This is a genomic window from Chlorogloeopsis sp. ULAP01 (assembly GCF_030381805.1).
Lineage (GTDB): Bacteria > Cyanobacteriota > Cyanobacteriia > Cyanobacteriales > Nostocaceae > Chlorogloeopsis.
Window position 1 is genome coordinate 264,556 of record NZ_JAUDRH010000001.1, and the last position, 22,332, is coordinate 286,887.

The 22,332-nt window shown below is 39.9% G+C and carries 25 protein-coding genes and 2 pseudogenes; 16 read left to right on the top strand and 11 right to left on the bottom strand.

Going from position 1 to position 22,332, the window contains the following annotated elements:
- Nucleotides 1–358: 358 nt before the first annotated feature.
- The 3 genes from hpsO to hpsL form a co-directional block, all read right to left on the bottom strand.
- The gene (hpsO, locus tag QUB80_RS01300; RefSeq protein WP_289787688.1) at nt 359–1,531 is read right to left on the bottom strand and encodes a hormogonium polysaccharide biosynthesis glycosyltransferase HpsO; all 1,173 of its coding nucleotides are present in this window, start codon (nt 1,529–1,531) and stop codon (nt 359–361) included.
- A gap of 243 nt (nt 1,532–1,774) precedes the next feature.
- Entirely contained in the window at nt 1,775–2,785 is a 1,011-nt protein-coding gene (gene hpsN, locus QUB80_RS01305; RefSeq protein WP_289788117.1) for a hormogonium polysaccharide biosynthesis glycosyltransferase HpsN, read from the bottom strand.
- A 75-nt stretch (nt 2,786–2,860) separates the two neighbouring features.
- Nucleotides 2,861–4,537: a hormogonium polysaccharide biosynthesis protein HpsL gene (hpsL, locus tag QUB80_RS01310; protein WP_289788118.1), complete on the bottom strand. Its 1,677-nt coding sequence runs from the start codon at nt 4,535–4,537 to the stop codon at nt 2,861–2,863.
- Between the two features lie 248 nt (nt 4,538–4,785).
- Here hpsL and QUB80_RS35015 point away from each other — a divergent pair.
- Nucleotides 4,786–4,992: pseudogene (locus QUB80_RS35015) on the top strand (hypothetical protein); the annotation flags it as partial.
- 20 nt (nt 4,993–5,012) lie between these two features.
- On the opposite strand, the gene QUB80_RS35160 reads toward QUB80_RS35015, so the two are convergent.
- Nucleotides 5,013–5,303, bottom strand: a complete 291-nt coding sequence (locus tag QUB80_RS35160; protein WP_289787689.1) for a hypothetical protein — start codon at nt 5,301–5,303, stop codon at nt 5,013–5,015.
- A 165-nt stretch (nt 5,304–5,468) separates the two neighbouring features.
- Here QUB80_RS35160 and QUB80_RS01320 point away from each other — a divergent pair, with 165 nt between their 5' ends.
- From QUB80_RS01320 to argJ, 3 genes are all read left to right on the top strand, one after another.
- Nucleotides 5,469–6,008 carry a WG repeat-containing protein gene (locus QUB80_RS01320; protein ID WP_289787690.1) on the top strand — a complete coding sequence of 180 codons (540 nt, stop codon included), beginning with the start codon at nt 5,469–5,471 and terminating at the stop codon, nt 6,006–6,008.
- A gap of 237 nt (nt 6,009–6,245) precedes the next feature.
- Nucleotides 6,246–7,721: an Asp-tRNA(Asn)/Glu-tRNA(Gln) amidotransferase subunit GatB gene (gatB, locus tag QUB80_RS01325; protein WP_289787691.1), complete on the top strand. Its 1,476-nt coding sequence runs from the start codon at nt 6,246–6,248 to the stop codon at nt 7,719–7,721.
- Nucleotides 7,722–8,585: 864 nt separating this feature from the next.
- Complete coding sequence (gene argJ / locus QUB80_RS01330) at nt 8,586–9,827, top strand: bifunctional ornithine acetyltransferase/N-acetylglutamate synthase (protein WP_289787692.1); 1,242 nt, start codon at nt 8,586–8,588, stop codon at nt 9,825–9,827.
- Nucleotides 9,828–10,470: 643 nt separating this feature from the next.
- On the opposite strand, the gene QUB80_RS01335 is transcribed toward argJ, so the two are convergent.
- Nucleotides 10,471–10,692, bottom strand: coding sequence for a hypothetical protein (locus QUB80_RS01335; RefSeq protein ID WP_289787693.1), 222 nt, complete (start codon nt 10,690–10,692; stop codon nt 10,471–10,473).
- 128 nt (nt 10,693–10,820) lie between these two features.
- On the opposite strand from QUB80_RS01335, the gene QUB80_RS01340 reads away from it, so the two are divergent.
- The 8 genes from QUB80_RS01340 to QUB80_RS01375 all read left to right on the top strand — a co-directional run bounded on the left by QUB80_RS01340 (nt 10,821) and on the right by QUB80_RS01375 (nt 16,076).
- On the top strand, nt 10,821–11,474 hold the full coding sequence (locus tag QUB80_RS01340; RefSeq protein ID WP_289787694.1) for a PAP/fibrillin family protein: 654 nt from the start codon (nt 10,821–10,823) through the stop codon (nt 11,472–11,474).
- A gap of 24 nt (nt 11,475–11,498) precedes the next feature.
- Complete coding sequence (locus QUB80_RS01345) at nt 11,499–11,627, top strand: hypothetical protein (RefSeq protein WP_289787695.1); 129 nt, start codon at nt 11,499–11,501, stop codon at nt 11,625–11,627.
- Nucleotides 11,628–12,054: 427 nt separating this feature from the next.
- Nucleotides 12,055–12,267: a hypothetical protein gene (locus QUB80_RS01350; RefSeq protein WP_289787696.1), complete on the top strand. Its 213-nt coding sequence runs from the start codon at nt 12,055–12,057 to the stop codon at nt 12,265–12,267.
- On the top strand, nt 12,264–13,403 hold the full coding sequence (locus QUB80_RS01355) for an alpha/beta fold hydrolase (RefSeq protein WP_289787697.1): 1,140 nt from the start codon (nt 12,264–12,266) through the stop codon (nt 13,401–13,403). Before QUB80_RS01350 ends, QUB80_RS01355 begins: the two co-directional genes overlap by 4 nt.
- 122 nt (nt 13,404–13,525) lie before the next feature.
- On the top strand, nt 13,526–13,675 hold the full coding sequence (locus QUB80_RS01360) for a hypothetical protein (protein ID WP_289787698.1): 150 nt from the start codon (nt 13,526–13,528) through the stop codon (nt 13,673–13,675).
- A 76-nt stretch (nt 13,676–13,751) separates the two neighbouring features.
- Nucleotides 13,752–14,393 (top strand): serine/threonine protein kinase, encoded by a 642-nt coding sequence (locus tag QUB80_RS01365; protein ID WP_289787699.1) that lies wholly within the window; start codon nt 13,752–13,754, stop codon nt 14,391–14,393.
- A gap of 108 nt (nt 14,394–14,501) precedes the next feature.
- Entirely contained in the window at nt 14,502–15,551 is a 1,050-nt protein-coding gene (locus tag QUB80_RS01370) for a formylglycine-generating enzyme family protein (protein ID WP_289787700.1), read from the top strand.
- 240 nt (nt 15,552–15,791) lie between these two features.
- Entirely contained in the window at nt 15,792–16,076 is a 285-nt protein-coding gene (locus QUB80_RS01375) for a DUF433 domain-containing protein (protein ID WP_336622301.1), read from the top strand.
- A 95-nt stretch (nt 16,077–16,171) separates the two neighbouring features.
- Here QUB80_RS01375 and QUB80_RS01380 read toward each other — a convergent pair whose 3' ends face one another.
- A complete protein-coding gene (locus QUB80_RS01380; RefSeq protein WP_289787701.1) occupies nt 16,172–16,567 on the bottom strand; it encodes a type II toxin-antitoxin system HicB family antitoxin in 396 nt (131 codons plus the stop codon).
- 90 nt (nt 16,568–16,657) lie between these two features.
- Here QUB80_RS01380 and QUB80_RS01385 point away from each other — a divergent pair, with 90 nt between their 5' ends.
- Both QUB80_RS01385 and QUB80_RS01390 read left to right on the top strand, forming a co-directional pair.
- Nucleotides 16,658–16,897 carry a helix-hairpin-helix domain-containing protein gene (locus QUB80_RS01385; RefSeq protein ID WP_289787702.1) on the top strand — a complete coding sequence of 80 codons (240 nt, stop codon included), beginning with the start codon at nt 16,658–16,660 and terminating at the stop codon, nt 16,895–16,897.
- A gap of 1 nt (nt 16,898) precedes the next feature.
- Nucleotides 16,899–17,276, top strand: a complete 378-nt coding sequence (locus QUB80_RS01390) for a cupin domain-containing protein (RefSeq protein WP_289787703.1) — start codon at nt 16,899–16,901, stop codon at nt 17,274–17,276.
- A gap of 24 nt (nt 17,277–17,300) precedes the next feature.
- On the opposite strand, the pseudogene QUB80_RS01395 reads toward QUB80_RS01390, so the two are convergent.
- The 5 genes and pseudogenes from QUB80_RS01395 to QUB80_RS01410 all read right to left on the bottom strand — a co-directional run.
- Nucleotides 17,301–17,489, bottom strand: a pseudogene (locus QUB80_RS01395) (ABC transporter ATP-binding protein C-terminal domain-containing protein); the annotation flags it as partial.
- A 71-nt stretch (nt 17,490–17,560) separates the two neighbouring features.
- The gene (locus tag QUB80_RS01400; protein ID WP_502875267.1) at nt 17,561–17,767 is read right to left on the bottom strand and encodes a DUF6887 family protein; all 207 of its coding nucleotides are present in this window, start codon (nt 17,765–17,767) and stop codon (nt 17,561–17,563) included.
- Nucleotides 17,764–17,991 (bottom strand): DUF6888 family protein, encoded by a 228-nt coding sequence (locus QUB80_RS35165; protein ID WP_502875268.1) that lies wholly within the window; start codon nt 17,989–17,991, stop codon nt 17,764–17,766. The genes QUB80_RS01400 and QUB80_RS35165 overlap by 4 nt, the downstream gene beginning before the upstream one ends.
- Nucleotides 17,992–18,063: 72 nt before the next feature.
- The gene (locus tag QUB80_RS01405; protein WP_289787705.1) at nt 18,064–18,855 is read right to left on the bottom strand and encodes an ABC transporter ATP-binding protein; all 792 of its coding nucleotides are present in this window, start codon (nt 18,853–18,855) and stop codon (nt 18,064–18,066) included.
- 165 nt (nt 18,856–19,020) lie between these two features.
- Nucleotides 19,021–19,968 carry a branched-chain amino acid ABC transporter permease gene (locus QUB80_RS01410; protein ID WP_289787706.1) on the bottom strand — a complete coding sequence of 316 codons (948 nt, stop codon included), beginning with the start codon at nt 19,966–19,968 and terminating at the stop codon, nt 19,021–19,023.
- Between the two features lie 376 nt (nt 19,969–20,344).
- Here QUB80_RS01410 and QUB80_RS01415 point away from each other — a divergent pair, with 376 nt between their 5' ends.
- Nucleotides 20,345–20,893, top strand: a complete 549-nt coding sequence (locus QUB80_RS01415; protein ID WP_289787707.1) for a pentapeptide repeat-containing protein — start codon at nt 20,345–20,347, stop codon at nt 20,891–20,893.
- Nucleotides 20,894–21,076: 183 nt separating this feature from the next.
- Nucleotides 21,077–22,213 carry a D-alanine--D-alanine ligase family protein gene (locus tag QUB80_RS01420; protein ID WP_289787708.1) on the top strand — a complete coding sequence of 379 codons (1,137 nt, stop codon included), beginning with the start codon at nt 21,077–21,079 and terminating at the stop codon, nt 22,211–22,213.
- Nucleotides 22,214–22,332: the final 119 nt, after the last annotated feature.

Here is a 22,332-nt window from a genome sequence, read left to right on the forward strand (position 1 = left end):
TCTGAGTATTGGGTGAGCAGCAGGATTTATGCCCAGTCTGGCAAGGGTATTTTGTGACTTGCTATACAGTTCAACCATAAACCCAGAAGAGCCGCAGAAATTGCTTGCCACTGTATCATTCGGATTATCTCAGTTCAGAAAGCAACACTTAAGGAGCGGGAATTTTATGAAACCTGAGGCGTTGAAAAAGCTATTGCTTGTAGGATTGCCAAGGTTAAGGTTATCTGCCGCCACTGATTTGAAATGAAGTTTGGCTATTTACTCAGGTGATTTATGAAACCTATAACTACAGCAGCGATCGCCTCAGCCCTAATTTTCAAAATATTTAGGTGTAGAGACGCGAAATTTCGCGTCTTTACTAACCATTAACTAATTTTTGATAAAACTCTAATTGCTGTTTTGCCAACGCTTTATTTGTATACTGTGCCATGACTTTTTGATAACCCATTTGACCTAAATTCTGAGCTAAATCAGGCTTTTCTATTAATTGAACTATACAATCTGCAAGCGCTTTAGCATCCCCTTCTGGAAATACCAAACCAGCATTTTCAATTACATAGGGAATTTCACCAGAATTAGATCCAATTACAGGAACTTGGCAAGCCATTGCCTCAATTAGAACATGGCCAAATTGTTCTTTCCAACCAACGGAACTTATAGTCTTAAATTGGTATGTTGTTTCTGATGGTAATATCAAGGTGTTCATAACATTGATATATTGAGCAACTTGCTCATGGGGAACACTTTCTCTGAAAATTATTTTGTCTTTAATCTTTTTTTCTGTAGCCTTATTGATTAATTCTGATTTTAATACACCACGTCCCAACAGTAGTAATTTCCAAGGTTTATCTGGTAAAAGTTCTAAAGCATCTAAAAGTGTTAATAATCCCTTTTCTTGTACAAATCTTCCGACAAATCCTACAACAAACTCATCTAATTGAATGCCTAATTCTTTCGCTAACTCTGGTCGCGATTGAGGTTTAAATACACTTTCATCAACTCCCAATTGTGGCATTACTGTGATCGAACCTTGAAATCCTCTTTGCCTTAATATTTCCGCGCCATCTTGATTACCCGAAATAATACCGTGGCTATTTTGTAGATTGTATTTTTCTAGTAAATCAATAGGAAAATTTAGTTCGTATGGAAGATTCCACCAAGTAAAAAATATATTTTTAGCTTTTAGTCCTAATAATTTATTCAGAGTAATCATTTGAGCATAGGCAATGCTTCTAGAACCTTGTTCGACTTGAATAATTTGGGGACGAAACTGGCGCATTAAAGATATCAATTCAAAACCGAATGATAATAATCCTTGGTGATTTTGGCTGAAATTAGAAATGGGTACAATACGAAATTCTCCTTCATCACGATACTGTGTTTCAATTTTTCTATTTTGTACGCCTCCTGGCTGCCAGCGTTTTGGTACTACAACCGTTACTTCAATGTCAGATTCTAATTGAGATAAAGCACGTAATTTTTCACAGTTTAAATCTACAATATAAGTATGACTTGCTACTAGTATTTTCATCGGCATTGATTGTAATTTTTTTTGAAACGAACCACATAGACGCGCAAGCGGCTATTTACCCTACGGGAAGCCGGGCAAAGCCCGTCTACAGAAGCCACTACTCTATGAGAAGCCGGACTACGTCCGTCTACGTGTCTACCCGCAGGGTAGGACTCAAAGTACACAAAGACAGAAAAGAAGGCTCTTTGAGATGTAAAGAGTTTTTCAAAAATCAAATATGAATCTTATCTGTTTGTGTTTGGTTTAAACTGATTCAATTTGCTTATCAATGCGAGTGTATATTTGTCCATCATTCCAGGGTGACTGGATGACAGTACTTAAAGCTTTGAGAAAGCCCAAAATGTAGAAAATAGCGCGCATAAAGATTTTGATTGGAGAACCGCTTTTGTGGCAAGGGGGGCGTCCGAGAACATGACAATCAAATAAACGGGCGTAGAGGCGTAAAACTTGGCTAGTAGTAAGGTTTTTCAACCCCATTAAAAAATGATTGTGGTAGAAGGTAAGTTGATATTGGAGCGATCGCATATCAATATCATGGCAACCCCCCGTTTCTTCTCCTAAATGCACCAAATAAGCCTCAGGATCGTACCAAATCTTATATCCGGTTTGCCGCAGCCGCAAACAAAAATCAGACTCTTCTCGCACTGCACTACCACGAAATCTTTCATCAAACCGCAGCCCGTACTTAGTAAATACTTCACGGCGAAACGACATATTGCAACCCCTTGCTGTCAGAACTTCCTGGGGTTTTACAGTATGTACAAAATCAATGTAGTACCAAGCAATTCCAGGATCCATTGCTTGGGGAGGCAGATATTCGATAGTATTAGAGGCTACATCTGACTGCGTTTTACCCTGGGCAGCATCAGCCATTTTCATTCTGTCAAAAACTCGTCCGGCGATCGCTCCTATCTCTGGTTTTTCTAAATAATTTTTGGCATGAGCTGCTAAAAACCCCGGATTTAACTTAATATCATCGTCAAGAAATAAAATTATCTCACCCTTTGCCCGTCGCACCGCATAATTCCGCGCTCCTGGTAAACTTGCCCAATTGAGGCGGAACCATTTTATTTTGCCTGCTGTTGTTTGTTCTAGCAAAAAAACTTCAATTTCTGGCTGATGTTTTGGAGTTTGATCTACTACTAAAACTTCAAAATTTGGATAGTCTTGCTTCAGTACATCTATCAGACTATCTCGCAATGCTTCTTCACGACCATAAGTCGGAATAATTACCGACAATAAAGGAAAATTCATATTAATTGTCATTAGTTATTTGTCATTAGTCATTACTAAAAGGGAATAGGGAATAGGGTTGGGGGATAATGTTTATTACTCCCCTTGTCTCCCACTCTCCGCGTCTCCGTGTCTCCGTGTCTCCTTCTCCCCCTCCTCCTTCTGTTGCAATCTTTCCATTTTGTCTATGGCTGGTAACTTTAAAAGCACTCCAGCAGCAAACCAATAATAGACAGCCACCGGATCGACATCGAGAGGATAGTAGTAAGTGTTGTAACTAATAAAAAGTATAAACACCCACATAGCAGCGCCGTAACTGCGGAAATTACGGTTTTTTATGGGACGATATGTGCGGTAGCAAATAGCTGTTAAGGTAGTTACCAAACCTAAAAATCCCAGTAATCCAAATATTCCTACTTCATACAGAACCTTAGGATAGTAAGTTTCCACTAACTTAGTTTGACCCATAGAACGAGCAGAATTTGTCGCACGTCCTAACCCACTTCCTAAAATTCCATCTACGTTTTTCCAATTTTCCTCAAATTGCTGGAGGATAAAGTCGTAAGGAGGCGAAGCATTCCAACGAGCAATAAAACTGTCGGTTCTTTCTTGAACAACAGTGGGGTTAGTTACAATCGCTATTCCCAGAATCAGAGCAAGTCCGACAAATATTGGAATAAATCGTTTGAAATTGCGAATTTGTCCTGTCAATAATAGCAATAGTACAAAGCAAGTCGGTACTAAAGCTAATGCTATTCTCTGTCCAGAAATAACTGCATTAACAAATACTAATGCTGTTGAAACTAAACTGACAATCCGCCAAATTATAGATGGGTCACTAAAAGCTGTAGCAAAAGTAAAAAAAGTGCTGGAAATTAAGAACCATGCCCATTGCCAAGGAGCAACAAAAGTTCCTGGTAACCGAATCATTCCCTGGCTAGGACTATAAACGAGTGAACCACCAAAAAAGCACCGCGCTTCGATTGAGGCTCTAAATAAATCTGCTCCGACAGCATCTCTAGTACCTTGACAGATCCCAGTTAGCAACAGCAGATATTGAATAAATCCTAGAATACAGCAAACAAGTATCAGCACTACCTGCAAGCGTGAAATTAATAAAAAATCACGCTTATTACGAATCAAATAGTAAGTACAACTAATTAAAGGTAAATAGCCTAAAAATACTTTTAAACCCAGAATTCCCATGCCGAGCGGAAATTCTTTAGGTGCATTTTTAAATAGCCCAGGAGGAGGCGGATTGAACTGCTGCGAACCATTCACAAACAGCAGTGTGAGCATACATAAGCCTAATAAAATATATAGGGGGGTTTTAATATTTTGGGGAATCAATAACGGCTGTCCCTTTTTGCAGCAAGTCTGCCAAATACTTACTAGTGCGGGAATGTAGAAGGAGTCTTTAGCTAATTGCAATATCGGACTATTACCGATGTAGTAAGTGATTGTTCCCCCAATTGGTACATAAATGATGAAAGCAAACAGAGCTTGTCGGGGATATTTGTAGGAAAAAGACATCACGATAATTCCCATCACTACTGGAACTGCTGCCTTAATTCCAGCTACTAAAAAAATCAGAAAGCCAAGGAATAAACTGCCACCAACGGCAGTAGTGAGGAGACTGGTAAATTCTTTACGTGCCTGTGCAGATTTGCGTTTCTGGGCTAGACGTTCTTTCAGGCTAAGGGTAGGAGTTTCCTGACTCTGTTGCTTTTTTGTTTTTTTACTTTTGTGAGATTTCGATTTGGTTTTCGGCATGGCAACGCTGTTAACAAGCTGTTTGAGTAGCTCATTATACTTCACATTTTTATACCAATTCTCCGAGACAAGTCTACAGATAGGCAGCAAAGGAGCATGATTGACGGGACTTTAGTCAAGTATGGAAGAATTTACTCAACAATTTATACCTATCCTATAGTCATTCAACCTTTCATAGTATTTAATTTACTTAAACCTCAATTGGTAAGACTTACCTGGATGGTAGTATATTCTCTTTGAGAGCCATTATGAAATTTTATTTTCAGTTAATTTTAATATATTTATTATTTTGTAATAGTCTTTTTGCTTGTACAAAAGAAAAGAAGCAAATCATAACTCAAAATTGTACATCTACGAATAATCGAGCCTTTTGGAGATATTTGAAACCATCGCTATTTGTTATTGTCAAAAATCGTAAGTGGAGTTTTATCGACCAAAGGGGAAAAATAGTAATTAAACCACAATTTAATTATGCTCATGATTTTTTGAAGAAAGAGCAGCCTTCAAAGCTAGTAACGGCAAATGGGGCTTTATTGACCCCAATGGCAAAGTTGCTATTCAACCAAAGTTTGATAAGGTTGATAGTTTTTATGAACAGCGATCGGCTGTGCAGATTGAAGACAAATGGGGTTTTATTGACACTCATGGCAATTTCATAATTGAGCCTCATTTTGAAAAGGCTTCTCGATTTTTTGAGGGGTGAGCCGCTGTTAGTCGTGCTGATAAATGGCGGTTTATTGACCTGAATGGAAAGTTTATCACTCAAAAAGAGTTCAATTATGTTGAGAATTATTCTGAGGGACTAGCAGCCGTCATTTTCAAAAGCCAAGACCAATACGAGCAAGGCTTTATTGACCTCAATGGTCAACTCATACTTGAGACAAAAAATGTCAATATAGACTTTGAAAGAGCGCGGTTTAAAAATGGATTAGTGCCTGTATATATTGACGATAATTTTTCGCTACTTGGAGAGATTTTCTTTGGAGAACAACCTAAAAAATGGGGTTTCATGGATACAAGAGGCAAGCTAACTATCCCAATGAAATATGATAGTGTTATACCTTTTTCTGAATGTTTAACTACTGTTTGGATTAAAGGTAAGACTGGCGTAATCAATACCTCTGGAAAGATGGTAATTGAACTAAAGTATAATTATATCAACTCTTTTGTTAATGGAGTTGCTCTTGTCCAATTAAATAAAAAGTATGGATATATAGATAAAAATGGTCAGATATTAATTGAACCAAAGTTCTATAAAGCACGTGACTTCTCGGAAGAATTAGCACCAGTCAAAATAGAAGAAAATAGTAAATTTGGCTACATAAATACATCGGGAAAGATGGTTATCGAACCACAGTTTGATGAGGCTTATTCTTTTATCAACGGTTTGGCAAAGGTAATGTTAAATAATAAATCTGGTTATATTGACCGAACAGGAAAAATTGTGTGGTTATCTGCAATTAAGTTTTAGTGCGATCGCAAATCTACCACCCAATATTAGTAACTAATTATACTTGAATTAATTGCATTCGCTGTTCGCGCAAATGCGATCGCTCCTCTGAGGTAGCTAATTATAGTTAGTGTGATCGCATATCTCATCAGTCAGTCTCCGTGTCCTCTTCAATCACCCAAATAACCGTATTCAGCCAAAGTCCATAGCAGTCTACAATAGTAGCCTAATCGAGGATTAGCTAAAACTTGTGATTTTATGACTTCTGCTACGACTGTAAAAACTGAGTACGAAGCAATTATTGGTTTAGAAACCCATTGTCAGCTAAGTACTAAAACTAAAATTTTCTCTACTAGCTCTACAGAGTTCGGGGCTGACCCCAATACTAACATCGATCCGGTGTGTATGGGTTTGCCTGGGGTGTTGCCCGTACTGAACGAAAAGGTTTTAGAATATGCCGTGAAAGCCGGTTTAGCCCTAAATTGTCAAATCGCCAGATATAGTAAGTTTGATCGCAAGCAGTATTTTTATCCCGATCTCCCTAAAAATTATCAAATTTCGCAGTACGATTTGCCCATAGCCGAACACGGCTTCTTGGAAATTGAGTTAGTCGATAAAGATGGCAATCCTATTCGCAAGAAGATTGGGATCACTCGTCTGCACATGGAGGAGGATGCAGGCAAGCTGGTACACGCAGGTAGCGATCGCCTGTCGGGTTCTGCCTATTCTCTGGTAGACTACAATCGAGCTGGTGTGCCGCTAGTGGAAATTGTTTCAGAACCAGATTTGCGTTCTGGGCAAGAAGCTGCTGAATACGTCCAAGAATTACGCCGGATTATGCGTTATCTCGGTGTTAGTGATGGGAATATGCAAGAAGGTTCCCTGCGCTGTGATGTTAATATTTCCGTGCGCCCGGTTGGACAAAAAGAGTTCGGCACGAAGGTAGAAATTAAAAATATGAACTCTTTCAACGCCATCCAAAAGGCGATTGAATACGAAATCGAGCGGCAAATTGCAGCTGTAGAAGCTGGTGAACGTATTTTTCAAGAAACTCGTCTCTGGGAAGAAGGTTCGCAACGTACAATCAGTATGCGCAGCAAGGAAGGCTCTAGCGATTACCGCTACTTCCCGGAACCAGATTTAGCACCGATTGAGGTGTCAGATGCACAGCTAGAAGAGTGGCGCACTCAATTGCCAGAACTGCCAGCCTCCAAACGCCATCGCTATGAAGGTGAACTAGGGCTTTCAGCATATGATGCGCGAGTGTTGACAGAGGAACGAGCTACTGCCGAATATTTTGAAGCAACAATTGCAGCTGGTGCCAACCCCAAAGCAGCTGCTAACTGGATTACTCAGGATATTGCTGCCTACCTTAACAAAAACAAACTTAACATCACCGAACTTGCCTTAACTCCTGCTAATCTCGCTGATGTGATTGTACGAATTGAAAAAGGTAAAATCACTAACGCCAAAGCCAAACAGAAGTTGGCGGATTTATTGGCAGGAACTTCTCCTGACGAATTATTTAAAGGCGAAGAACCAATTTCCGATCCAAGCGTGCTTGAACCGATTGTTGATGAAGTCATAGCCGCAAATCCCAAAGAAGTAGAAAAGTATCGCAGTGGCAAAACCAATGTCAAAGGCTTCTTTGTCGGACAGGTTCTGAAAAAAACAGGTGGGCGTGCCGATCCAAAGCTAACTAACGAACTCGTAGATCAAAAGCTGAATAGCTAGTGCTGCTATTGTGCAGATGGGTTTTAGAAAAATACGTCTACGCAATAGTGAAAAGGTAAAAGACAGAACGCAGAATAGACTATTCTGCGTTTTGATTGTTATGTTATGAATACTTAATTAATATGGAGTCTTGCCCATCACTCATAAATGAGTATAATTTGGTAATCCACCTCAGCTTAATAATTGAGAGTCTTTTTCAAAACTCTGTTTTTTTCTGTAATTAATTGCTACTAGTATTATTAATTAGGTATATTTTAGAAATTAAAGTTACAATCAAATGTGCAATTACTCCTCATCGTGATTTTACGGATATTCTTTAATAATACTTTTAGAAAAAACTAAGCAAGGGGTATTGCCCCACATCCCTAAAATGATATAATGTGCTACGTAGATGCACCCTGATGATCTGGAGAGCTGCCCAAGTGGCTCTCTTTTTTCTTTTTAGTAATAGAGTCATAACATTAATGTAGATCGGTAAAAATAAAAGTTAACTAATTAAGGTAGTTAGTAGGGGAGGCAGCGCATCCTTGCGGAGCCAGTGCGGTGGACGGGTTCCCCGGCATAAAGCACCTGGCGTCGGGTTAAGCGCGTTGTAGCAACTGCCTGCGGGTTTTGCTGATAATTTTGCTGTTCAACCGAGAATTTATCTTCTAAACCCGCCCGTACAGTGGTTAGTAGTTAGGTTTATTACTCCCCTTGTCTCCTTATCCCCTTGTCCCCTTGTCTTCTTTAGCACGTAATTCATTGCGTTTATATATCGGCAAACAAACGAAAGTATAGATTTTTAATTCAGCAATTTTCGAGTCAGCACTAATACTTGATATAATCGCCAGTCAGCCGAGCAATAGCTGTGGGGTTAGAGTAATGGCAGATTGGCAGGAAATTACTGGTGGTGTAACAGCGCCTAGAGGTTATCGGGCAAGTGGAATTAAAGCTGGATTGAAGCCTTCTGGGCTACCAGATTTAGCACTCATCTTATCGGATGTAGAAGCGATCGCTGCCGGAGTATTCACCACCAGTCACGTGAGAGCAGCGTGTGTCGATTATTGTCGCCAACGCTTGCAAGCTAAACATGGTGCTCGTGCCATCCTTTGCAATGCCGGACAAGCAAACGCCGCAACAGGCAGCCAAGGCTGGTTAGATGCCTTAGAATCAGCTATGGCAGTAGCCCAAGCATTAAACATTCCTAGTGAATCTGTGCTACTTGCTTCCACAGGAGTAATTGGGCAGCGAATGCCAATGGATAAGCTCAAAGCAGGAATTCCCCAACTAGTAGCATCACTCTCAGAAACTGGTTCCGATGCTGCCGCAGGCGCAATTATCACCACAGATTTAGTCACAAAATCTATTGCCCTAGAGACAACAATAGGCGATCGCCCGGTGCGGATGGGAGGTATTGCTAAGGGTTCTGGGATGATTCATCCGAATATGGCAACGATGCTAGCATTTGTCACCTGCGATGCTGCGGTTTCACCGCACCTTTGGCAAGAGATGTTGATTCGGGCTGCCGATAGAAGCTTCAATTCGATTACCGTTGATGGCGATACAAGTACCAACGATAGCTTAATTGCCCTTGCTAATGGTCAATCTCGCACTCCTGCAATTATAGAAATGGGACATGAAGCGGAAAAATTAGAAGCAATGTTGACAGCAGTTTGCCAGCATTTAGCAAAAGCGATCGCTCGTGACGGTGAAGGTGCAACCTGCTTGATTGAAGTGCAAGTTACAGGTGCTCACGATGAACAAGCAGCCCGTCAAATTGCTAAAACCATAGCAGGTTCTTCTTTAGTGAAATCTGCAATCTTTGGACGCGATCCTAACTGGGGGCGTATCGCTGCTGCCGCTGGACGTGCTAGTGTACCATTTGAGCAAGAAAATTTGAGAATTCAACTAGGCGATTTTGTAATGATGGAGAATGGGCAACCTTTGCTTTTTGATCGCAAAGCAGCAAATGAATATTTGAAACAAGCAGCATCAGGTGCATATTTAAAAGAGGATACAGTGTTAATCTCCGTTAGTATTGGTAATGGTCATGGTACAGGTACAGCTTGGGGTTGTGACTTGAGTTACGATTACGTAAAGATTAACGCTGAGTACACTACTTGATTGGCATTGCTGATTTCATGTGTGAAGTAATTTTATGTAATGTCAAAACCTATGTAGAGACGCGATATATACCATCTCTACATAGTGATAGTCTTAAAGTCCAGTAATTATGTAATATGATGTCCGCCAAATCACCCATAATAAACATTTTGTAGTAAAGACTTCAGTCTTGGCTTGAGGGCTAAAGTCCTCACTACGAGCAAACATTTGTATTCGGTTTGATTAACTGGACATGATATAACGCCCAAAAAGCATTGTCACCTCCTGGACAAAAGACCTTGTAGAGAGTATGGTTAATCATCTGATCACAATATAAATAAAAAACCAGAGAGGTTTCTCAACCAATCTGGCACTGTATGAATTGTTGCATGCGTTTGAAATTGTACCAGGAGTTGTATCATCTGGGTAACATAACAGAGCTAGACTAATTGTTGTCGCTCTGACTGTACCAAGTTACGAAATTGTACACAAGAGGGATAACGAATAATACCGTATTTTCCCTGAATGAAAAGTCAGCAGTTTTATTTAAGCGATCGCACGGGAGCATCATAATCTATCACAAAGCCAACTGCCCCAGCGAGACATTGAATTTACCCAGTTTATTCAAATCCATACAGGAACGCGATCGCACTTCATGACACATCTAACCAGAAACCGTTCCAACTTCATCTTCACCATATGTCACACAAGGACTATCCACTACCTGCATCGGTTGGAATGAATTGCAGAAATTTACATTAGCACAGTTAACACCCGTTTCATCAGGGTGAATACATTGCACAACGCCCTCCACCAACACATGAAAGGCACATTCATTACAGATAGTTTCACGTGGCAATGGTTGAGCGTCGATTGAGTTTGACATAGATCCAAGTTTTCAAGCATAAAGCTCAGATGCTTAAAGGGGTGACAATAAATAAAGTTAACTCCTAAAAAGCAACAAGATAGGGGTTAATAAAAGCTATACGCTATAGAAAGGAAAATATTCAACCCTTGAACAATCGAGTCCTATTGAAGGAAAAATTACAAGCGAAACTTAAGGAGCTCCAAGCCAACAGCGATGGTTCTCCTGTTACTAATTTGAAGCTAGATAAAGTTATCGCCACAGAAATTGAGCAATTGACTACGGAACTCGAAAGCTTTAATCCTAATCCTAGTCCTCTATTGTATGCTACTTCTTTACTGGAAGGAGCTTGGCAACTGCAATATTCCACTGCTAGAGAAATCCGTTCTTTAGCTTCCCTCCCGTTGGGATTAAAAGTAGGTAAAGTCTATCAAGTGATTGATACTGCAAATAAATTGTTTTTCAATTTGGCTAAAGTTAAACATTCTCTTGGGTTACTATCGGGGTATGTCAAAGTGACAGCTAGCTTTGAGCCTACCAAAGAAGATTTATCGTCTCTACCAAACAAACGCCTCAACGTCTATTTTGACAAACGCTACCTATCGATTGAGAAAATTATCGGCATTGACACCCCCCAACTCAACCCATTTAAAGTTGTTCCAGCTAATAATCCTACTGGCAGAATTGCCACCCTCGACATTACTTACCTGGATGAAACCTTAAGAATTGGACGTGGAGGGGATGGAAGTTTATTCATTCTTACTAAATCCAATGATTTACCTGACAACATAAGCTCAATCTGAAGGCGATCGCCCCACTACTAGACAGTGCGAGAGTACGTTTTTCTGACTGTGGCGCACCTAAAAAGAGCGATCGCCCATGTGGAAGACAATCTTTATAAATCTCCACTTTGTTGCTATCCTGCCAGAGAATCAATTCTCATACCTAATAGCTAAAGTCTACTTAAATAGACTCGCTACATATTTCAGTCCACTGAAGTGGACTTATGCAATTAGTCCAGAACTTAAGTTCTGGGCGTGACTAGCAACCAATAATTTATCTACTAAACCTCTGCCCCTATAGTTTTTATTTGTATAGCACTATTCAATTTAAATTACTACCAATATCATCCTTTAGAGTATGTGAGCTTTAAGCCTATTGATAGGGCTTTTAAGTAATGACGGGAAATATTATCGAAATACGACGCCATGTTTATAAACAAACGGGCGTAAATAAACATAAACAAATAAGATAGTTAATTATTGGTTTATGGTTAAAAAATGTTAATTAATAGTTATTAGTAGTTGTGACTTGAAACTAAGAATCGGCAATATAAGTCCATTAATTTAATTAAACAATTACAATCAGATTGGGAGTACAAAAATGATAACTATACGTTCACCCAGATATAGTCCTAATCAGAAGGTTTCCTTTATCGGTGGTGTAGGCAAAGTTTTATGTTTACAGCCCACTTCTGGCACATGGACTTACGCCATTGAATTAGAAATGGGAGAACCCCCAGAAGTCGGTAGGTTAGGTGCTGAAACAACGATTCTATTGTATGAAACGGAAATTAATGGTGTAATGAGTTCATGAATACTTCTACTCAGTTCTATTATCCTGAATTTGGTATACCTAGCTATTTAATTGTATTGTTGTCGGCATTCCCTTTCTCAATATTTCTGATCACTTTTGCTATTAATCAATCAGATATCATTAGCTTCTATATCTACGTTTATACAGCCTGTATTATTGTTGGTTTACCATTTATTGCAACTTTAAATAGAGAAAATGCGGCATTACAGTCTGTCAAAAAAACTGTACAGAAAAGTAGTATTTCTGCAATAAAGCAGCGTGGTAACCATAAAGACTGGCAGTGGCGAGGCTGGAAGGTTCGTTACACTTTCGTATCTAACCCTAAAAGTCAGTTATCAGTGATTTTACTGCACGGTTTTGGTGCATCTATCGGTCATTGGCGACAGAACATACCAGAGCTAGCAAAGTATTACAATGTTTATGCATTAGACTTATTGGGTTTTGGAGCTTCTACTAAGCCAGATGTTTCCTATTCCGTAGGACTGTGGGTAGAGCAAGTTTATGAGTTTTGGCAAACCTTTGTCAAAGAACCCGCCGTACTAGTAGGTAACTCTATTGGCTCTGTAACTTGCTTGGCAACGGCAGCAGCGCATCCAGAAATGGTGCGGGGTGTAGCCATGATTAGTTTACCGGATACATCTCATACGGAAGAATCAATCCCAAAACCTATACGCCCATTCATAAATCGCCTGAAGAGAGTTTGCTCCTCACCTTTGCTACTGCAACCACTGTTTTACTTATTACGTTATCCTTGCATTCTCAGACATTGGCTGGGAATGGCGTATGCTCGCAAAGAAGCAATTACCGAAGAACTGATTGAAATTCTCAGCGCACCTGCTCGCGAGCGCTATTCTGCGAGAGCATTTTGTGCCATTATCAAAGCAATGCTCAGTCCGCAATTTTATCCTTGCATTAAGTCTAGTTTGAGTAATCTCCAAATTCCCTCGTTGTTGTTATGGGGTAAAGGCGATCGCATGATTCCCCCTACTCTCTCGAAGCGCTTTTTAAATTACAACCCGGCACTGCAATTAATAGAGGTGGAAAATGCCGGGCATTGCGCCCACGACGAGCATCCCGAACAAGTAAACCGGGAATTGCTTTTGTGGATTCAAGCAGAGGTATTGAAAGCTTTGTAGGTAGAAGGCAGTCCCTATGAAACAAGTTTCACCACCAGGCATGAAAAACCTCACCCCTTGCCCCTCTCCTTTGTAAGGAGAGGGGTGTCCGATAGGACGGGGTACGGTGACTTTCAAGTCAGATGGCAGAGAGCAGTGCGCCCTTGCGGGTTAAGCGCGTCGAGTGCGACTGCCCAGAGGCAGATGGCAGAAGGGAAAGAATTGATACAAATCCTAAAACTATACACGAGCGATCGTTAAGTTGTAGGGTGTTTTGTCGGTTAAGAGCGTGAGAAAACTAAGTGCGATCGCTAGATTACAAAATTTGGTTGTGGCATAATCAACCTTACAGTATTAAAGTCATAACCAATGGTTTGGGCAGCTGGACACAAGTTGCAGGGCGATAAGTACATTATCGAACAAGTCCTGGGGCAAGGAGGATTCGGGATTACTTATAAAGCACGACACAAATTCCTGAATAACCTTGTGGTGATTAAAACGCCTAACGAAAGCCTGCAACACGATCCAGAATATCCTAAATACGTCAAGCGATTCATTGAAGAAGGGCAGCGACTAGAAAAGCTTTATGAAGAAACCAAACATCCCAATATTGTACGCGTCAGGGATTTTTTTTGTGAGGGCGACACATACTGTCTAGTAATGGATTTTCTCCAAGGAGAGAATTTATTTAATCTAGTGCAGCAACGGGGAGCATTACCTACCGACGAAGCTGTTCAATATATACGCCAAATCGGCGAAGCATTGAAGGTAGTACACCAAGCAGGGTTAGTACATCGCGATGCTCACCCTGGTAACATTATGGTGCAGCAAGATGGTAAAGCAGTACTGATTGACTTTGGCATTGCTGGCGAAATTGTACCCACCACAGTCAGTTCAAAGTTTTTTGGTAATGAAGCTTTTATGCCTTACGAGCAAAGGAGCGGCGGTCGAGAGCCACGTGTCGATGTTTACTCTTTGGCTGCTTCTTTATATTATTCCGTCACAGGTTAACGCCCTGCGACTTCCCTTGACCGCAAGTTATACAGTGCCACCTTAGTTCCACCACAGCAACACATCCCTAGTGTCAGTAATGACTTAAATCAGGCAATTCTCAAGGGGATGGAACTAGAACCACAAGACCGCCCCCAAACCATGAAAGAATGGTTGGAGTTGCTGAAAAACCCTCCCAGTCGGAATTATACTTCCCTCCCACCAACTGTTAAATCACCATGGCCACGCCGTAAATTAATTAAAATTGTTGCTGGTGTTGCTGTGTTGATGGGTATTAAACCTTTTGTAAAATTTCTAGCTTATGTATTTGCAAAAATTTTTCCAAATCTTTCATCTTCCCTAAAAACTTTTAAATTTGAAACTGTCACCATTGATGCGCGGGGGAATATCACCAACCGTCAAAACCGCCAAGCAAAATACTTCGTAGAAGACTTAGGAAATGGTGTCACTTTAGAGATGATACAGATACCAGGTGGTACATTTCTCATGGGTTCACCAGCAGGGGAAAAAGAAAGAGAGCTGAACGAAGGGCCACAACATCAAGTTACAGTTCCTAGTTTTTTCGTGGGCAAGTATGAAGTCACCCAAGCACAGTATCAGGCAATCATGGATAGTAACCCTTCCTATTTCAAAGGGAGAAAACAACCTGTAGAACAAGTGTCTTGGAATGATGCTGTAGAATTCTGCAAACGCCTAAGCCAGAAAACGGGACGCACCTATAGACTACCTGGCGAAGCCGAATGGGAATATGCTTGTCGTGCTGGCACAACTACACCCTTTTACTTTGGCGAAACAATTACCACCGATTTAGTAAACTACGACGGAAACTACACTTACGCCTCTGCACCAAAAGGTCAATATAGAAAACAAACAACAGATGTAGGGAGTTTTCCACCCAACGCTTTTGGTTTATACGATATGCACGGCAATGTTTGGGAGTGGTGTCAAGATACTTGGCATGACAGCTATAAAGGAGCGCCTGTTAATGGTAGGGCGTGGATTGATACATCTTCTATTCGCCTGATGCGCGGTGGTTCATGGCCCTACGCTCCTCATTTCTGCCGTTCTGCTAACCGCGGTTGGGCTAAAATCACCGACGCCGAGAAAAACGTCGGATTTCGGGTAGTGTGCGGTATTCTTACGTCGAGGACTTCTTAGCCTTTGACACTTTATTCTCTTTTAATCTCTACCTTTTTTTCTTTACCCTTTGCGAGCGAAGCGATCTGAATTTTTTTTCAAGAGTTAAGTTTATAAAATTAATTTAAGTAAGTCAACATAAATAATCGTACAACACAGATTCCCCACTTCTTGGAAAAGTCGAGGATCTTACAGAACGTACAATTTTTTTAATTGGTATTACCTTGTACTATGAAAGTATAACTATAAGGATTAATCACAATGCAACTAGAAAATTATTTTGAGTTTTTATCTCCAGAAGATATACGATTAAAAGGCACACGTGCAGGAATTGAAAATATCCTTTATGAGTACATTTATAAAGCTAAAACAGCAGAAGAAATAGCCAAAAAATTCCACACACTAACCCTAGAACAAGTTTATGCCACAATTTTGTACTATCTAGCAAACCTGAAAACTGTAAGTAAGTATGTAGAAAATTGGTTAGACTACTGCAAGCAAGCCGAAGCAGAGCAGAGTATGATAAAAATTCATCTCCTTTTTTAGCTAAACTTCTTGAATTTAAAGCACAAAAATAGGCTGCTAAACAGGTTGAACAATACCAAGAATAATACTTAACATCTAATATTATTTTAGTTTCATTATCTTGCCAATATTTTATCATTCACCTCAGCCAATACAGACAAAATATATTTGTCCAAACTCATTCCTTCCCTTTGGGCTAATACTGATAAGCTATGGTGCAATGCTTTGGGTATCCGCATTTGTAAATCAAAACTATCATTGATTTCTGTGCTAGGTAAAGGAATTTCATCTCCATTTTCATAGACAGTTTCAATCCACAATTCGCGTGCTTCAGCGATATTATCAATTATTTCTTCCAATGTTTCACCTTGAGTTAAGCATCCCGATAAATCTTTTATTTCGGCAACGTATCCACCTTCTTCAGTATCAGGATACAAAGTGATTGGATAATTCAAGTTTAGGTAATAATCCAACGATTTACGTTCCGCCTGTGTTTGTTTATTTTTCATCATTTTACTTTGTAGCTACTTTACTTTAGAAATCTCTTCCCTTACTGTCTAGATAGTCTTGACATATTCTTCTCTTGCCGGAGTTTAAACACAATGCCTTTCCCCGATCGCGAAAAGCAATCGATGCTGAGACTCAAAGGAGTAGGAGAAAAAGTTATTCAGCGACTCGAACAAGCTGGTTTTTCCTCTTTAAAGGAGCTGCAATCAGCCAATGTCGATGATGTCACGATGCAAATCTCTCAAATGCTTCAGTCAACTTGTTGGCGTAACAGCCTACAAGCGCGGGCTTCCATACAAGCAATTATCAACCTAGCTAATGCTCAGAAATCTTGACATGACTAGAATATTCAACAGTTCTAAATTTCTTCAGCCAACAGATGGGGAACCTATTCGTTCGGTTGTTACAGAATCCAAGGATGCTGTTGTTGTAGCCTGGTACATCAAACCGGGGCAGGAAATCGCCCCACACATTCACCCTCATGGGCAAGATACCTGGACTATTCTGAGCGGGAAGGGAAAATATTATTTGGATCAAGCTGGCACTACAAAGCCGATTTTTGCAGGGGATGTGGTAGTTGCTCATAATGGTTGCGTGCATGGAGTGTTCAATCACGATGACGAGCCATTGGTTTTTATTTCAGTTGTGTCACCAGCCGATGCTGGATATGAACTTGTTGCGATTGAAACTATGTCGCTTGATACTTCACCTTAAGCAGCTTGAATTCTGGCTTTTTCTTCAATCATTTCCCAAATACGCCTCTATTACTGCCGGATTATTTCTAACTACCGCTGGTTCACCTAAAGCAATTAATTGCCCAAAATCTAAAACTGCTATGCGATCGCACAATCCCATTACTAAGGGGACGTGATGCTCAATCATAATTATCGTTAAGTTGAAGCGATCGGGCAAGTTGCCAATAAACTCGCAGTTATAATTAGTCTTTTAGCTGTGTGTCTGTGGAAGTAAGCGTACAAGGCAAGCTTTGGCAGATCTGTCTAGACTCCCTTTTGTCTTTTATCCTGCAAATATTCTGTTACTGCTTCAGTTACACTATCTTCCGGTTTATATACTCGTGAATTTGGATTCTCAGCATGCAGCTTGTCAAGATAGGCATACAAGGCTTCTTCATCATCCCGATGTTCTAAAACATAAGCTCTCAGTTCGCTTGTGGTCATAGTATCAAAATTTGGTTTTATACTCATACAAATCTCCACTCTCCACTAGGTTCAATCTCAATATTAATCTCCTCTTTTGCAAGGATAACCACATTTCTAGTACGCTTATCCAAAGTTATCAAGTCGATAGAACAATACTTACTGGTAAGGTCACAACATATTTGAAAACATTTCAGCACCTGTGCTGTGGTAGGCATTACTATCTCCCTAAAATATACGATAGTACATGGAAAGTAACCAGACCACAGCATACCTAATTCAATCTTGGATATCAATTGTTTCAAACTGACAAATAATTGTTTAATGCACTATTTAAGTAAAGTTTATTCATTTCCTAAATACGCCTCAATCACAGCCGGATTATTTCTAACTACTGCTGGTTCACCCAAAGCAATTAATTGCCCAAAATCTAAAACGGCAATGCGATCGCACAATCCCATCACTAAGGGGACGTGATGCTCAATTAGAATTATCGTTAAGTTGAAGCGATCGCGTAAGTTGCCAATAAACTCACTGAGTAATTGTTTCTCGTTGGGGTTCATTCCGGCTGCTGGTTCATCAAGAAGTAAGATTTGCGGTTCTAGGGCTAAAGCGCGAGCAATTTCCAATCGACGCTGATCGCCATAAGCAAAGTTTTTGGCTTTTTCGTCTGCGCGTTTATTTAATCCAACTAATTCTAATAACTCTAGAGCCATCTGCTGATTTTTACGTTCTTCTTTAGGTGCTGGCGGTATTCCTAGAACACCTGTGAGCATATTGCTATGAGTATGCAAATGGCGTGCAATAATTACATTTTCTAGCGCTGAAAGTTCACCAAAAAGACGAATATTCTGAAAGGTTCGAGCAATACCTAAACTAGCAATTTCATGGGGACGACGTTTAGAAATTTCTTTGTTTTGATATATTAATTGTCCGCTAGAAGGTGGAATTAGGCCTGTAATTAAATTAAACAGTGTTGTCTTACCAGCGCCGTTAGGGCCAATCAGTCCAAAAATTTCATGCTTATTGACTGTAAAAGATACATTATTCACTGCTACTAATCCCCCAAACCTACGAGTGAGGGATTTTGCATCTAAGATAATAGTATTATTCGATTCTAAAATTTCGTATGACATTGTTTTTGGCGTTATTAATTCATAGGTTTTAAATATATTATTAAACAGCCTGGAGGCAGCAGCCCACAAAACCTTGTTACCAGGTTGAACCTGGTAACGAGAAATAGAGCCTCTGGCTCTTTTCCCTTATAAATCATCTCTCATTGATAACTAATAAAAATTCATTCAACTTGATAATTTACTACTATGCTTATTTCTCGGCTTGCGTTTTTTAAATATATCTGGAGTGACAAGCCCTTGAGGGAAAAATATTGTTCCTAACACTATTAATAAACCAAAAATAATTAATCTACCATCTCGTAAAAATTGTGCTAACCAATCTGGTAAACCACCTGTATCAGCTATACTTCTTAAAACTTCTGGCAGGGCTGTAAATAGCATTCCTCCTAACACAGCTCCCAAAAAAGTTCTGGAACCACCGATTAAGACAAAAGTTAGATAAATAATACTGGCATCAAATGTACCTTGACGGGCATTCCATGTATTTAGAAAGTGAGCGCTAATTGCACCAACTACTCCAGCTAAAATAGCTCCTAATGTGAAAGCTAAAACTTTATAGTAAGTTGAGTTGATTCCCATTGCACTTGCTGCTAACTCATCCTCACGAATTGCGGTGAAAGCTCTACCGGCACGGATGCGTTCCAGACGATAAATTAACACCATACTAATTATTAGTAACGGTAAGGCAATCCACAAATACTCGATTGGAGTTTGGAAAGGTTGAGGAATGGCAAAAATTCCCACCGCACCGCCCGTAATCTCTAAATTGAGAGAAATTACACGCAATACTTCTACAAAAGCAATAGTGGCGATCGCTAAATAAATTCCCCGCAACCGTAATGCCGGAACTCCCACCAAAACTCCCAACAAACCAGAAACTACACCAGCAATTAACATTTCCAATAATAGTAGTGGAATTGGGAATAAATCACTGGTCGAGGTAAAAGCTTTTGTAGATAGAATTGCTGCTATGTATCCACCCAAAGCATAAAAGCCGGGACTTGCCAAAGATAACTGTCCTGCCATGAGCGGTAGATACAGCGATAGCCCAAGCAGCGCCCCCAGCACCATAGAGACAATTAAAGAACCGTAAGTAGCAAAAAATTCAGCCATTTTTGACTAAGTTATAGTATAGTGTCCCATATTAGTGAATAAATAGTTTAAACAAATCACCAAGTCTGGTTTTCGTCACTAATTGTACAAAGTTTCATTAGTTTAGGAATTATAACTATTCGATAAGAAATATTAATAAAAATTCAAATAAAATAGTTTTTTGAATTATTAACAGGAAACTTGTCAAGACTTTCCTAAATTATGCATATTTCCATTAAGTAAGCGTTCCATATTTCCAAAACTCTAGCAGAATAATATTACAAAGTTTTAGCAAAAGAAATACCAATTGCTGACAACTCAATATTTGGTGTGGTTTGAGTAGAGTAAAACTCATTACTAAACTTGCTGATTTGTAATAATTGCGAGGGAGATAATTATGGACGTTAATATACTCCTAAATCGATACGCAGCAGGAGAAAGAGATTTTAATGGTGCAAACCTGCATAAAGCAAATCTTGGTGAAGCTGATTTAAGTGGTGCAAATTTCTGTGGAGCTGACTTGAGCGGAGCGGATTTGAGTCGAGCGGATTTGAGTAGATGCAACTTCAGTCGAGCAAATCTGACTGATGCAGATTTAACAGGGGCAAATCTGAATGGTGCAAACCTAAGCGAAACTAACTTCATCGGAGCAGATTTAATTAATGTCAATTTAGAAGAAACAAACTTAAGTCGTGCAGATTTGCGGGGTGCCAATCTAATTAGAGCAAATTTAATCAGGGCAAACCTAAGTGAAGCAGAATTGAGTGGCGCTGATTTATCTGGAGCCAATCTCAGTCAAACAAATTTGATTGAAACACACTTAGCTGAAGCTGAACTTAATGGTGTAGATTTAACAGGAGCAATCCTCACTGACAAAGAGATGAGTGGAACAATCTTGCATACTGGCTTATCTCACAAATGGGTAACTTGGGCTGGTGGTAGCTGAGGATCGGGAAGAAGACAAGGGGATAAGGAGGTGAGGGAGGTGAGGAAGTAATAAGAGTAAATTCTCCCCCATCTCCCCTATCTTCTCCATCTTCCCTATTTCCTCCTCTAATCCCTAATCCCCAGTCCCCATCCTAATTGTGATAGGCTATCTGCAATTGCGGAGTGATATAAGGTATTTCAAATGACTAAGCTGCGGGTAGGATTGCTGTTTGGCGGTTGTTCGGGCGAACATGAGGTATCAATTAATTCAGCAAGGGCGATCGCCAAAGCTTTGAGTACAGAGCAAAATGCCAGTAAATACGAAATTCTGCCTTTCTACATTCAAAAAGATGGACGTTGGTTGGCAGGAAATGTATCGCATCAAGTCTTAGAATCAGGAAAGCCATTACAACTGCCTGGCTCTACGCCTGAGCCTCAAGAAAATCAATTAGAAAGTGATAGTTCGCAATTATCAACCGCCGATCGCCTGTCTTTGAGTCGTTGGCAATCTCCTTCTCAAGTTGCAGAAGTTGATGTTTGGTTTCCCATTCTACACGGGCCGAATGGCGAAGATGGCACCATTCAAGGTTTACTCACATTGATGCAAGTGCCTTTTGTTGGCTCTGGGGTATTGGGATCGGCAATGGGCATGGATAAAATAGTCATGAAAATGGCCTTTGCCCAAGCTGGATTACCGCAAGTAAAATATCTGGCGGTTAATCGTTCTCAAATTTGGTCTAATCCTTGTGTTTTCCCCAAACTGTGTGATCAAATCGAATTAGATTTGGGTTATCCCTGCTTTGTCAAGCCTGCAAATTTAGGTTCATCAGTGGGAATTGCTAAAGTGCGATCGCGCCAAGAATTAGAGACAGCATTGGATAATGCCGCCAGTTATGATCGCCGGATTATTGTCGAAGCTGGAGTCATAGCCAGAGAATTAGAGTGTGCTGTTTTAGGAAACGATCAACCTAAAGCTTCTGTCGTAGGTGAAATTACTTATAGTAGTGACTTCTATGATTATGAAACTAAATATACACAAGGTAAGGCAGATTTAGTAATACCCGCTAAAGTATCAGATGCAGTGACTCGTCAAATTCAGGAAATGGCTTTGCAAGCCTTTGTAGCCATTGACGCTGCTGGATTGGCAAGAGTTGACTTTTTTTACGTAGAAGCCACAGGCGAAGTTCTCATTAACGAAGTAAATACTTTACCAGGCTTTACAGCAACAAGTATGTATCCCTTACTGTGGGAACACAGTGGTGTTTCCTTTCCAGAATTAGTTGATCGATTAATTCAACTAGCTATAGAAAGACACTCTGTTTCAAAGGACAGAGAATAAAAGTACAGATTTTGCCATTCAAAGAGCAAACAGTAGCAAAAAATACTATTTTCTGACAAAAAACATCAAATTATCTAGTCTAATTCTTATAAAAAGGCTACTTTAATTTGATGTTTTGT

What these genes read in the sequence shown, in the direction of transcription:
- hpsO (WP_289787688.1), bottom strand. Translation starts at nt 1,531, where the DNA reads ATGAAAATACTAGTAGCAAGTCATACTTATATTGTAGATTTAAACTGT.
- hpsN (WP_289788117.1), bottom strand. Translation starts at nt 2,785, where the DNA reads ATGAATTTTCCTTTATTGTCGGTAATTATTCCGACTTATGGTCGTGAA.
- hpsL (WP_289788118.1), bottom strand. Translation starts at nt 4,537, where the DNA reads ATGCCGAAAACCAAATCGAAATCTCACAAAAGTAAAAAAACAAAAAAG.
- gatB (WP_289787691.1), top strand. Translation starts at nt 6,246, where the DNA reads ATGACTTCTGCTACGACTGTAAAAACTGAGTACGAAGCAATTATTGGT.
- argJ (WP_289787692.1), top strand. Translation starts at nt 8,586, where the DNA reads ATGGCAGATTGGCAGGAAATTACTGGTGGTGTAACAGCGCCTAGAGGT.
- QUB80_RS01335 (WP_289787693.1), bottom strand. Translation starts at nt 10,692, where the DNA reads ATGTCAAACTCAATCGACGCTCAACCATTGCCACGTGAAACTATCTGT.
- QUB80_RS01350 (WP_289787696.1), top strand. Translation starts at nt 12,055, where the DNA reads ATGATAACTATACGTTCACCCAGATATAGTCCTAATCAGAAGGTTTCC.
- QUB80_RS01355 (WP_289787697.1), top strand. Translation starts at nt 12,264, where the DNA reads ATGAATACTTCTACTCAGTTCTATTATCCTGAATTTGGTATACCTAGC.
- QUB80_RS01360 (WP_289787698.1), top strand. Translation starts at nt 13,526, where the DNA reads ATGGCAGAGAGCAGTGCGCCCTTGCGGGTTAAGCGCGTCGAGTGCGAC.
- QUB80_RS01365 (WP_289787699.1), top strand. Translation starts at nt 13,752, where the DNA reads ATGGTTTGGGCAGCTGGACACAAGTTGCAGGGCGATAAGTACATTATC.
- QUB80_RS01370 (WP_289787700.1), top strand. Translation starts at nt 14,502, where the DNA reads ATGGAACTAGAACCACAAGACCGCCCCCAAACCATGAAAGAATGGTTG.
- QUB80_RS01375 (WP_336622301.1), top strand. Translation starts at nt 15,792, where the DNA reads ATGCAACTAGAAAATTATTTTGAGTTTTTATCTCCAGAAGATATACGA.
- QUB80_RS01380 (WP_289787701.1), bottom strand. Translation starts at nt 16,567, where the DNA reads ATGATGAAAAATAAACAAACACAGGCGGAACGTAAATCGTTGGATTAT.
- QUB80_RS01385 (WP_289787702.1), top strand. Translation starts at nt 16,658, where the DNA reads ATGCCTTTCCCCGATCGCGAAAAGCAATCGATGCTGAGACTCAAAGGA.
- QUB80_RS01390 (WP_289787703.1), top strand. Translation starts at nt 16,899, where the DNA reads ATGACTAGAATATTCAACAGTTCTAAATTTCTTCAGCCAACAGATGGG.
- QUB80_RS01400 (WP_502875267.1), bottom strand. Translation starts at nt 17,767, where the DNA reads ATGAGTATAAAACCAAATTTTGATACTATGACCACAAGCGAACTGAGA.
- QUB80_RS35165 (WP_502875268.1), bottom strand. Translation starts at nt 17,991, where the DNA reads ATGCTGTGGTCTGGTTACTTTCCATGTACTATCGTATATTTTAGGGAG.
- QUB80_RS01405 (WP_289787705.1), bottom strand. Translation starts at nt 18,855, where the DNA reads ATGTCATACGAAATTTTAGAATCGAATAATACTATTATCTTAGATGCA.
- QUB80_RS01410 (WP_289787706.1), bottom strand. Translation starts at nt 19,968, where the DNA reads ATGGCTGAATTTTTTGCTACTTACGGTTCTTTAATTGTCTCTATGGTG.
- QUB80_RS01415 (WP_289787707.1), top strand. Translation starts at nt 20,345, where the DNA reads ATGGACGTTAATATACTCCTAAATCGATACGCAGCAGGAGAAAGAGAT.
- QUB80_RS01420 (WP_289787708.1), top strand. Translation starts at nt 21,077, where the DNA reads ATGACTAAGCTGCGGGTAGGATTGCTGTTTGGCGGTTGTTCGGGCGAA.